The sequence below is a fragment of the Zhongshania aquatica genome, from assembly GCF_027257955.1.
GTDB lineage: Bacteria > Pseudomonadota > Gammaproteobacteria > Pseudomonadales > Spongiibacteraceae > Spongiibacter > Spongiibacter aquatica.
The window spans coordinates 1-9,641 of sequence record NZ_JANZNQ010000051.1; the positions used below are offsets into that span (position 1 = coordinate 1).

9 protein-coding genes are annotated in these 9,641 nt (G+C 48.1%); 3 read left to right on the forward strand and 6 right to left on the reverse strand.

Annotated features, from left to right (window positions below; all coding sequences use genetic code 11):
- Positions 1–206: 206 nt before the first annotated feature.
- From msrQ to ilvY, 4 genes are all read right to left on the reverse strand, one after another.
- Positions 207–803, reverse strand: coding sequence for a protein-methionine-sulfoxide reductase heme-binding subunit MsrQ (gene msrQ / locus O9X78_RS20040; RefSeq protein ID WP_269621489.1), 597 nt, complete (start codon positions 801–803; stop codon positions 207–209).
- Complete coding sequence (gene msrP / locus O9X78_RS20045; protein ID WP_269621490.1) at positions 803–1,783, reverse strand: protein-methionine-sulfoxide reductase catalytic subunit MsrP; 981 nt, start codon at positions 1,781–1,783, stop codon at positions 803–805. Before msrP ends, msrQ begins: the two co-directional genes overlap by 1 nt.
- Before the next feature lie 72 nt (positions 1,784–1,855).
- Complete coding sequence (pssA, locus tag O9X78_RS20050; protein WP_269621491.1) at positions 1,856–2,671, reverse strand: CDP-diacylglycerol--serine O-phosphatidyltransferase; 816 nt, start codon at positions 2,669–2,671, stop codon at positions 1,856–1,858.
- A gap of 49 nt (positions 2,672–2,720) precedes the next feature.
- The gene (gene ilvY, locus O9X78_RS20055) at positions 2,721–3,632 is read right to left on the reverse strand and encodes an HTH-type transcriptional activator IlvY (protein ID WP_269621492.1); all 912 of its coding nucleotides are present in this window, start codon (positions 3,630–3,632) and stop codon (positions 2,721–2,723) included.
- Positions 3,633–3,812: 180 nt separating this feature from the next.
- Between ilvY and ilvC the strand changes: the two genes are divergently transcribed.
- Positions 3,813–5,288 carry a ketol-acid reductoisomerase gene (gene ilvC / locus O9X78_RS20060; RefSeq protein WP_269621493.1) on the forward strand — a complete coding sequence of 492 codons (1,476 nt, stop codon included), beginning with the start codon at positions 3,813–3,815 and terminating at the stop codon, positions 5,286–5,288.
- A 176-nt stretch (positions 5,289–5,464) separates the two neighbouring features.
- Positions 5,465–6,244: an RMD1 family protein gene (locus tag O9X78_RS20065; protein WP_008251338.1), complete on the forward strand. Its 780-nt coding sequence runs from the start codon at positions 5,465–5,467 to the stop codon at positions 6,242–6,244.
- 7 nt (positions 6,245–6,251) lie between these two features.
- On the opposite strand, the gene O9X78_RS20070 is transcribed toward O9X78_RS20065, so the two are convergent.
- Entirely contained in the window at positions 6,252–7,133 is an 882-nt protein-coding gene (locus tag O9X78_RS20070) for a fatty acid desaturase family protein (RefSeq protein ID WP_103683260.1), read from the reverse strand.
- A 144-nt stretch (positions 7,134–7,277) separates the two neighbouring features.
- Between O9X78_RS20070 and O9X78_RS20075 the strand changes: the two genes are divergently transcribed.
- A complete protein-coding gene (locus O9X78_RS20075) occupies positions 7,278–8,318 on the forward strand; it encodes an AraC family transcriptional regulator (RefSeq protein WP_103683261.1) in 1,041 nt (346 codons plus the stop codon).
- On the opposite strand, the gene O9X78_RS20080 is transcribed toward O9X78_RS20075, so the two are convergent.
- Positions 8,315–9,139 (reverse strand): alpha/beta fold hydrolase, encoded by an 825-nt coding sequence (locus tag O9X78_RS20080; RefSeq protein ID WP_103683262.1) that lies wholly within the window; start codon positions 9,137–9,139, stop codon positions 8,315–8,317. The genes O9X78_RS20075 and O9X78_RS20080 overlap by 4 nt on opposite strands.
- Between the last annotated feature and the right edge of the window lie 502 nt (positions 9,140–9,641).

The window sequence follows — 9,641 nt, forward strand, 5'->3', positions numbered from 1 at the left end:
ACCGCCAGGGTTTTGATTTTGCTTAAGTTGTTGCCCTTAAGCGAGGAGGCGTATTATATATACTTCATCCTCAGTAGCAAGTAGTTTTTTAAACTTTCTTACTACCTCAACCGCCTTCTAAATCCGCTTCCCTCACCTCAGTGAAGTCCGCGTCAGCAGTTGAGGAGGCGCATTATAGAGATACGACGATGGGAGTCAACTTCTTTCTATAATCTTTTTTGAAGTTTTTGAAATCGTTGAAAAAGTAGGCAGATTATCAACACAGCATATAAGGCTGCATCAAAGTAACTAGAGCGAATCTGTAACGCAATATGCACCCACGCAAGGATTACCGCAGGGTATACCAGCATGTGCAAGCGGACCCAGTTTTTGCGCAGCGCGCGCACCGCTCTGTTATTGGAGGTAAGGCCCAGCGGCACCATTAATACCCACGCTGCGAATCCGACAAATATATACGGGCGTTCAGCCAACTCTTCTTTAGCGATAGACCAATCCCAGCCAAAGAGATAAGTGACCACGACCAACAGATGTAAACTGGCGTAAAACCAAGTGTACAAACCCAGCATTCGACGAAAGCGAAGTGCTGAATTCAACCCCAACCAAGCCCGCATTGGGCTAATCGCCATGGTGAGCAAAAATAGACGTATCGCCCACTCACCAGTGAGATGAATAAGCGATTTAACAGGATCGGTGCCAAGGTTTTCGGTAAGTGCCGCGTAAACAATGTATGCCAAAGGCAATAGACAAAGAACAAAGACAAGCGCTTTGGCAATACTGATCTGCTTAGAAGTCAATGCAGCCATTAATAGTTGCGACGCAAATTCATGTCTTTATACAAGCCAGCTACCTGTTCGCCATAGCCATTGAACATTTCCGTTTTAATCCGGCTTGGGCTTAACAGGCTACTCGGCAGGCGTCGCTCGTAACGCTGGGTCCAGCGCGGGTGATCAACCTCAGGATTTACATTAGCGTAAAACCCATACTCTCTCGGCGCAATACTTTCCCAACTGGTTTTAGGACGAATAGAGGTGAAACGCATCCGAACGATAGACTTGATGCTTTTAAAGCCATATTTCCATGGCACCACCAACCGAATTGGCGCGCCGTTTTGGTTGGGCAGGGTTTTGCCGTACATACCTACACTCATAAACGCGAGGGGATTCATCGCCTCATCCATACGCAACCCCTCTGTATAAGGCCAATCGATGGTACTAAAAGATGAGCGCTGACCTTTCATCTCATCGCGACGATACAGAGTGGTGAACTCAACATATTTAGCATCGGAGGTGGGTTCAAACATTTTTATGAAGTCGGCGAGGGAAAAACCCACCCAGGGAATGACCATTGACCATGCCTCAACGCAGCGCAGGCGATAGATTCGCTCTTCAAGCGTCATCAATTTGATAATATCTTCGAGCGGATAATTACCGGGCTTTGCGACATGCCCCTCTACTTTTACAGACCAAGGATCAGTAGTCAGGGTATGAGCATTTCTGGCAGGATCTGTTTTATCGGTGCCAAATTCGTAGAAATTATTGTAGCTGCTGGCCTCAGCAAAACTCGGTGTTTTTTCATCAGTATAAAAAGGATTGCCGTCTTTTTTGACAACCGGACTGAAATCAAGACTTTTGCGTGGATCTTCGCTGGCGGCAAATCCAGCCGAGGGCAATCCTAAGCCCAGCGCCGCGGCGCCAACACCTTGCATAAACTGACGGCGCTTTAGATACACACTCTCTGGCGTAATTTCACTGCTGGGAATATCTGATGGCGTACGAATAAGCATGGCGTGGCTCCCTAAAAAATTTACTCACTTCTATTTAGATGCGCCACGCTTACTATTGTTACAAAACGAGACTCATTTAAATCGACGGTATATTGCCTGTACGGGGCCAGACAAGGCATAGATCATCGCCGCCGCCAACAGGACGCGCGCCGGATCAACCGAAACCAAGCCAAAAACAAAGACGACAGCTATCATTACAACAAAAGGGACTCGGCCGCGAAAATCTATTCCCTTGAAGCTGCTGTACCTCACATTGAGAATCATCAACATGCCGCACACCGCCATCAACAGACCGGCAAAAACTTCAATTTCGAAATGAATACCCTGCTCCACCCAGCCTTCTTCAGCACTAACCCAGACCAAACCCGCCATCACCGCGGCGGCCGCAGGACTGGCTAAACCAGTGAAGTAATTTTTATCAGCAGTATCTATTTGGGTATTAAAGCGCGCCAACCGGAGTGCGGCACACGCAACGTATATAAAGGACACCGCCCAACCGAATTTACCCAAATCTACTAAGGCCCAGCTAAACACCACTAACGCAGGCGCAACACCGAAGGACACCATGTCAGCTAAGCTGTCGTATTCCGCACCAAATTTACTCTGGGCATTCATAAGTCTAGCAACACGACCATCAAGGCCATCAAAAATCATCGCCGCAAAAATAGCAATTGCCGCATTTTCAAAATTACCATGCATGCCAGAAATAATGGCAAAGAAGCCAGAAAACAAGGCTGCAGTAGTAAACAAATTCGGTAGGAGGTAGATACCGCGCTTGCGCACGGTTTTGCCATTTACAGACACTTCCTCTTCGTGATCATCGATCAGCAATAAGGCTTCTTTGTCGAAGCTCAATTTCGATTTCTCGCTGTCCGGCTGCTCTGTCATAAGGTGTTCGACCTGTTGATACGTGTAATTAAAGAAGGTATATCATAAATTAATTAAGAGAACTGTACGATGACTTGGCGCAATCCCAGAACGCTTTAACCAAGGGATTTGATAAACGTTGCTGCAACACTACCATACCCACCTCCATACTAGGCAGGGTTGGCTCCACTGGAATCACCCGCACCCGCTCGCGCAGAAAACTCGTCGCAAGCACCAACTCAGGCACCACACCTATGCCAAGGCCTAGCGCAACAGTGCTCACTATCGCCTCATGACCACTAACCTGCGCATACACGCTAGGCTTTATCTGTTGCAGACGAAACCATTGCTCGATGAGCGTTCTCGCTACGCCACGCTCCGGTAAAATAAAAGGCAAATTCGCCAACATCGCCGGAGACAGCACCTCGTGCGCCGCCGCGATTTGCTCATTCACCGCACAGGGAATATTAGGTACTAATAAGCGCAGCGGCGAACGAGTCAATTCCTGATACAACACCCGCGAGGAAAGCTGTCTAGGTTTCGCGGTAATACCCACATCCTCGCCACCCTCGACGATGCGATCTATCGCATCTGCCTGATCGCCGGTATGCAGCTTCAATTCTATAGCTGGATATCGCTGCCTAAACACCTCAAGAATATTACTGAGCACACTATACGACGCGGTCACCGAACAAAACACGCCCAGCTCACCCTGTAGGACTTCGCCCTGAATGTGCAAACGCTGCAATACTGACTGCCAATTAACGACGGCCTGCTCGGCATAACGGAGAAATTCCCGGCCCGCCGCGGTTAACTGTACACGCCGATTATCCCGCTCAAACAGAGCCACACCCGCCTGCTCCTCCAAACGCATAATCGAACGGCTCACCGCCGACGCGCTTAAATGCATTGCCTCGCCGGTCCGGCCAAAATGCAGGGATTGGGCAAGATGAATAAATGTCTCTAGCTCTTTTATATTCATAACAAGGAATTAGGCTAAGTGAATAATATGACAGCGTCATCATACCGATATACGCAACACAGCATCTACTATATATCATTTTACGCAACATAAATGCAGTGCTAAAGTGGCCACCATTGTGGAATAGCTGGGCAAACCCTCCACGAACAAATTTATTAATCCCAATATCAGGAGAATCCTATGGGTCAGAATTACTTCAACAGCTTGCCGCTGCGTCTTCAGCTGCAAGAACTAGGCAAATGTCGCTTTATGGACCGCAGCGAGTTTGCTGATGGCTGCGAATACTTAAAAGGCAAAAAGATCGTTATTATCGGTTGCGGTTCACAGGGCTTAAACCAAGGTTTGAACCTGCGCGACTCTGGCTTGGATGTGTCTTACACACTCCGCGCCGAAGCAATTGCGTCCAAGCGTCAGAGCTGGAAGAACGCAACTGAAAACGGCTTTACCGTTGGCACCTACGAAGAACTCATCCCCACTGCTGACGTGGTGATGAACCTTACACCAGACAAGCAGCACACTCCTGTTGTTAACGCCGTTATGCCGTTAATGAAAGAAGGCGCTTGCTTAGATTACGCCCACGGCTTCAACTTGGTTGAAGAAGGCATGCAAATCCGTCAAGACATCACCGTTGTGATGATGTGCCCAAAATGCCCCGGCACTGAAGTGCGCGAAGAATATAAGCGCGGCTTTGGTGTACCAACACTGATCGCTGTTCACCGTGAAAACGATCCTAAAGGCGAAGGCATGGCAATTGCCAAAGCTTTGGCTTCTGGTACTGGCGGCGACCGCGCAGGTGTTCTGGAATCTTCACCAATTGCTGAAGTTAAGTCTGACCTCATGGGCGAGCAGACCATTCTTTGCGGCATGCTGCAAACTGGCGCCATTCTGTGCTTCGACAAAATGGTTGAGCAAGGCATCGACGCCGGCTACGCCTCTAAGCTGATTCAATACGGCTGGGAAACAGTCACCGAAGGCCTGAAGCACGGCGGCATCACCAATATGATGGATCGTCTTAGCAACCCTGCCAAAATCAAAGCCTTTGATTTGGCCGAAGAGCTGAAAGACATCATGCGCCCGCTGTACGAAAAGCACCAAGACGACATCATCAGCGGTCACTTCTCCAAGACCATGATGGAAGACTGGGCGAACGACGACAAAAACCTGCATGCTTGGCGCGCCGCCACCGCAGAAACAGCCTTTGAAAAGACCCCTGCCGGCGATGTTAAAATCAGCGAGCAAGAGTACTACGACCACGGTATTTTGCTGGTTGCTATGTGTAAAGCTGGTGTAGAACTCGCGTTTGAGTGCATGGTTGCTGCCGGTATGGAGCCAGAGTCTGCTTACTACGAGTCGCTGCACGAAACGCCACTGATCGCTAACACCATTGCCCGTCGCAAGCTGTATGAAATGAACGTGGTTATTTCAGACACCGCTGAATACGGCTGCTACCTGTTCGATCACGCTTGTCGTCCACTGCTAGCAGACTTCATGAGCAAGGTGTCTACCGACATCATCGGTAAAGGCCTGAACACCAAAGACCTCGGTGTAGACAACCAAGAGCTGATCACCGTTAACGCGGCGATTCGCAACCACCCAGTTGAAGTTGTTGGCCGCAGACTGCGCGGTTACATGACTGCAATGAAGAAAATCGTTTAAAAAACGCATTTTCAGCACAGCGAAGGGGCCTCACAAGGGCCCCTTTTTTTATGCCTAATTTTGTTCAAAAATCGACCAATAGATATTGCCTAACAAATAGACTGCGAATATGATGCGCGCCCAGTGGCATCCTGCCACTTTCCGACCGGCCGGCGCGCCCCGCACGAGGTGGCAATATGCCATTTTGCAATTCAACAATCAGCGTTATCAACCTAGGTGACGCATTCCAAATACCAGAGCTTGAAAGTGCCGCCCTTGCGCCCTATGAGTTCACCCGCTATCGCGACGCCTATCATGTACCCACCGTGTCTGGCGAAGCTTGGCTGTTTCAATACGGTATAGTGGTATTTTGGGCCGTGTCTGACGACGACCAACAGCTACTCATAAAACGCGTGACACCTTATATTCTGCTGGAATCAACCAAACGCGGCCGCGAGCTATTTCAGTTCACCTTAAACGCCGAGCAGCTCAGCGTTCGCGGCGACCAAATATCGCTACCTGGCGACGACCATCTGCTTAGACTGGCGGTATCTCACGCACTGGCACAATCTACCCAGCTGATCGTGTTTGAAACCATGGTCTTGGACAATATCAAAGCCACCGCGCATATACCGGCTACCCTAGCAGAAAAGGGCAAAATTCCCCTGCGGCGCAAAGAACTGGCCAAAATTCGCGGCCGCCTGTTTGCGGCCAAAAGCGATATTATTTTGCATTATGGCTTGCTCGATACCCCAGAGTTTTTCTGGGAGCACCCAAACCTAGAATCAACCTATATGCAGCTTGCTCGCTACCTCGACATTAAGCCGCGGGTTGACGTCTTATCCCAAAAGCTGGGCACCATACACGAGCTTTTAGAAATACTGGCCGACGAGCAAAACCACAGTCACAGTGCTTTTCTCGAATGGATCGTCATCCTGCTGATTGGCTTTGAAGTTGTGATGGCGGCGTTTCACTAAGCTAATACTAGGTCACCGGCGCCCGACTCCAGATACCAAGAATTGGCGTACCATGCGCACGCAGTATCGGCTCAATATCCCGATGCAGCGCGTGATAGCGATAGAAGGGAACCCGAGGAAATAGGTGGTGAACTGAGTGAATATTTTGGCCTAACCAAAACCATTCCATCGGACGCATCCACGGGGGCATAATGAGGCTACTCGTATTCTGGTAGCGCTCAGTATTGTCATACGGATAATGCGGCCGATACGCAAACCAATAAGCCGTAAAGAGACCGCCAAAGAAATACCCCACCAAAACAACAATAGAGATGCCAGGCTGATCAATAAGCAAGATAGCAAGTAGACGCCACCCCAGCGAGAAACACAGTTCAGCACTGTAAACAACACGCTCTTTTAAATCGGCAGAGTGCCAATTATTTTCCGCGAAGAAACTATTCTGAGCATAGAAGAACTTTAGGGTCGTCAGCAACACACTAAAAGGCCCCTTACCCATCTCGCTAATCAAATAATCCGGGTCCTTTCCTTTAATGTTGGTATAACGGTGATGAGTAAAATGCTCGTGACGATGGGAGGCAAACGGAACACCGATAATGGGCGCAGCCAGATAGCCACAAACATCGTTCACCCACCGCATCCTCGACCTACTACCATGAATATTTCCGTGGACAGCTTCGTGCAAGGGCGTATACGCCATATAGGTTAGGACACTAACAAGCGGTGTAGCCAACCAAACGGTTATCACATCATTTGCAAAAAGCACTATACATAGTACGAATAGACTACATACAAGAAATGTAAGCGCTATCGTCGGCCAAGCAACTTTACCCATATAACTTATCGCGGCACCTAAAGCCTTCTTATTTAAGTCCTTTAGCTCTTCCTGCATTGTCATTACCATGTAATAATTGAAAATTGAATTATTTAACAGTACTCAATGTACAGCGGCGCCTTTAAAAGTAACATGACACTTATGTCCTTTCGCGCGGTACTTATGGCCACAAATTAGCGCCACCCAACTCAGGCTTTTCACATGGGAAATACCCAGAGCACCCGTCGTCCCGTCGCTATAAGCAAAGTGATGATAAATTTTGCGAAAAATCACGGTGTAGATACGGAAACCTGCTTATTTGGGACCGACATTTCAGAGCACAGCCTTAACGACGGCGCGGTACTCATAGAGCGTGAACAGGAAATGCGGCTCATTGAAAACATCATGCTCGCACTACCCAATATACCCGCACTAGGCTTTAAAATTGGCCTTTGCTACAACATCGCCACTTTCGGGATTTGGGGTTTCTCATTGCGAACCTGTCGAACCCTCAGGGACGCCCTCAACACCGCACTGCGTTTTCTACCTTTAAGCACCGCTTATTGCGAGATTAACGCCTTTGAGGAAGGCGGCTATTTTGGTTTGCTCATGAACCCGCAGTCCATACCCAGCCATCTCCGCGAGTTCTTGTTAGAACGAGATATGGCCGCCAGCATCATAATCATCAAAGAACTTAGCCTAAATGAAATTCAGACTATGCAGACCGAGTTTACTACCTTGGATACAACAAACTCAGTCTACATAGAGTCGGTCTGCGGAGTTAAACCACTTTATCAAAGCAGGCGCAACGCCATCCGCGTTCCTATTAAATATATTGATAAACCACAGCCTACTTACGATGCCAACCTAGCGAGACTATTAAGCGATCAATGCGCAAGACAATTGCGCCAGCGACAAACTGGCGGAATTCGCGATAGCGTTAGGAATCAGATTTTAGGCGACTTAGGGCTAATGGCGTCGCTAGACGATGTTGCGTCGGCAATAAACCTATCTAGCCGCACACTCCGGCGCAAATTGGATAATGAAAGCACCAGCTTTCGAGCCCTAGTAGAGGAGGAGCGAAAACAAATGGCATTCCAACTTCTAATCAGTAGCGACATGAAAATAGATGAATTGGCTGCACATTTAGGCTACACCGACACAAGTAGTTTTACTCGTGCCTTTCGACGCTGGAGTGACTGCTCACCAAGGGATTACCGACTGTCTCATAACGCCAGGAAAATACCAAAAAACGAAGACTAGGAGCTGACTGTAACAAAGCTACCCCCATCGACCTTTGCTAGGAAGCTTTTAACTATTTCCATAACCTTTACTGGGTCTTCATGGTGCGGGACATGACCTACTCTGTCCATAATAACGGCCAGGGAGTGACCTGAAGCAGAGCCCGCAATGAAATTGGGAAACGCGACTGATCCGTATTCATCATTGTCACCATGAATTGCCAACACCGGACACTGCACCTCCTTTAGATGGCAACCTAGATTCCAACCTCTGAACTCAGGATCAAGCCAAGTTTCAGTCCACGCAGCCAAGACCCAGCGAGCTTTATTACCATGGTATTTGGTAAGTTTTCCCATATTGATCGGATTACTGAAGTACTGCTTCGCAGCTTCGATCCCGTTTATTGTTTGTTCTTCGATAAATGGCTGCGCAGACTCGGCAATAAGACTAGAGCAGAGCTTAACTCGGGAGTGAATAGCAGCAATTGCTATCGCCATACCACCGCCGACACTATGACCAAATGGAACCACCGCTTCCAGGCCTAGAGACGCACAAAGTGATGGGAAAACAATTTCCGCTTCTTCGTCAATGAATCTGCGCGATGGTCGTTCTACGCGTTCGCTGGACCTACCAAACCCCAGCCGGTCATAGGCGACAACTGTGCGACCAAGGCTAAGGGAAAGCTGAGCCGGAAACTCTCGCCACAGAGCTACACAGCCTAACGAATCATGCAACAGGACGATTGGAGGTGACGTTGGCGGTTCTACTGGATGCCAAATCCGGACATAAATACTTCCACCCGGAACATCAACATATTTTTCTTCTGATTTTCCGCGCCGCATAAATTATACCGCCTCTATTAGCATGAAGATGGAACGACAAGCATTGGAAAAGTAGCATTCAGCGTTATAAAGGAAAAATATCGCGATCATCCAGAATGCCTCATTGTCGGTTAATGAATAAAGTATCGCCTTCAAGGAAATACTGGCGCAGAAGTTTATCGCAATTGACGGCAACCTAGAAAGTCGGCGCTCGCTATAATTAAGAACATGAATAAACGAGGGTAAGCACTACAAAATAGACGATTATTTAACTATATATGTACTATAAACGTAAAATTATTTCATAAAAAGGCCCCCGAAGGGGCAAAGGCATCGTCAATTACTCAGCTATAAACGCCGAGAAAACCAGAATATTAACTCTAATAAATTTAATTTGGGACTGTAGATAAAACTGTGTAACTGCTTATCATTGAAAGCCAGTAATGGCTAAGGATAGGCAGTTATGAACAAGAAAGAACTGGAAGCCTTCGCTCGGGAGGCAGCTAAATCAATCAAGTCTGAG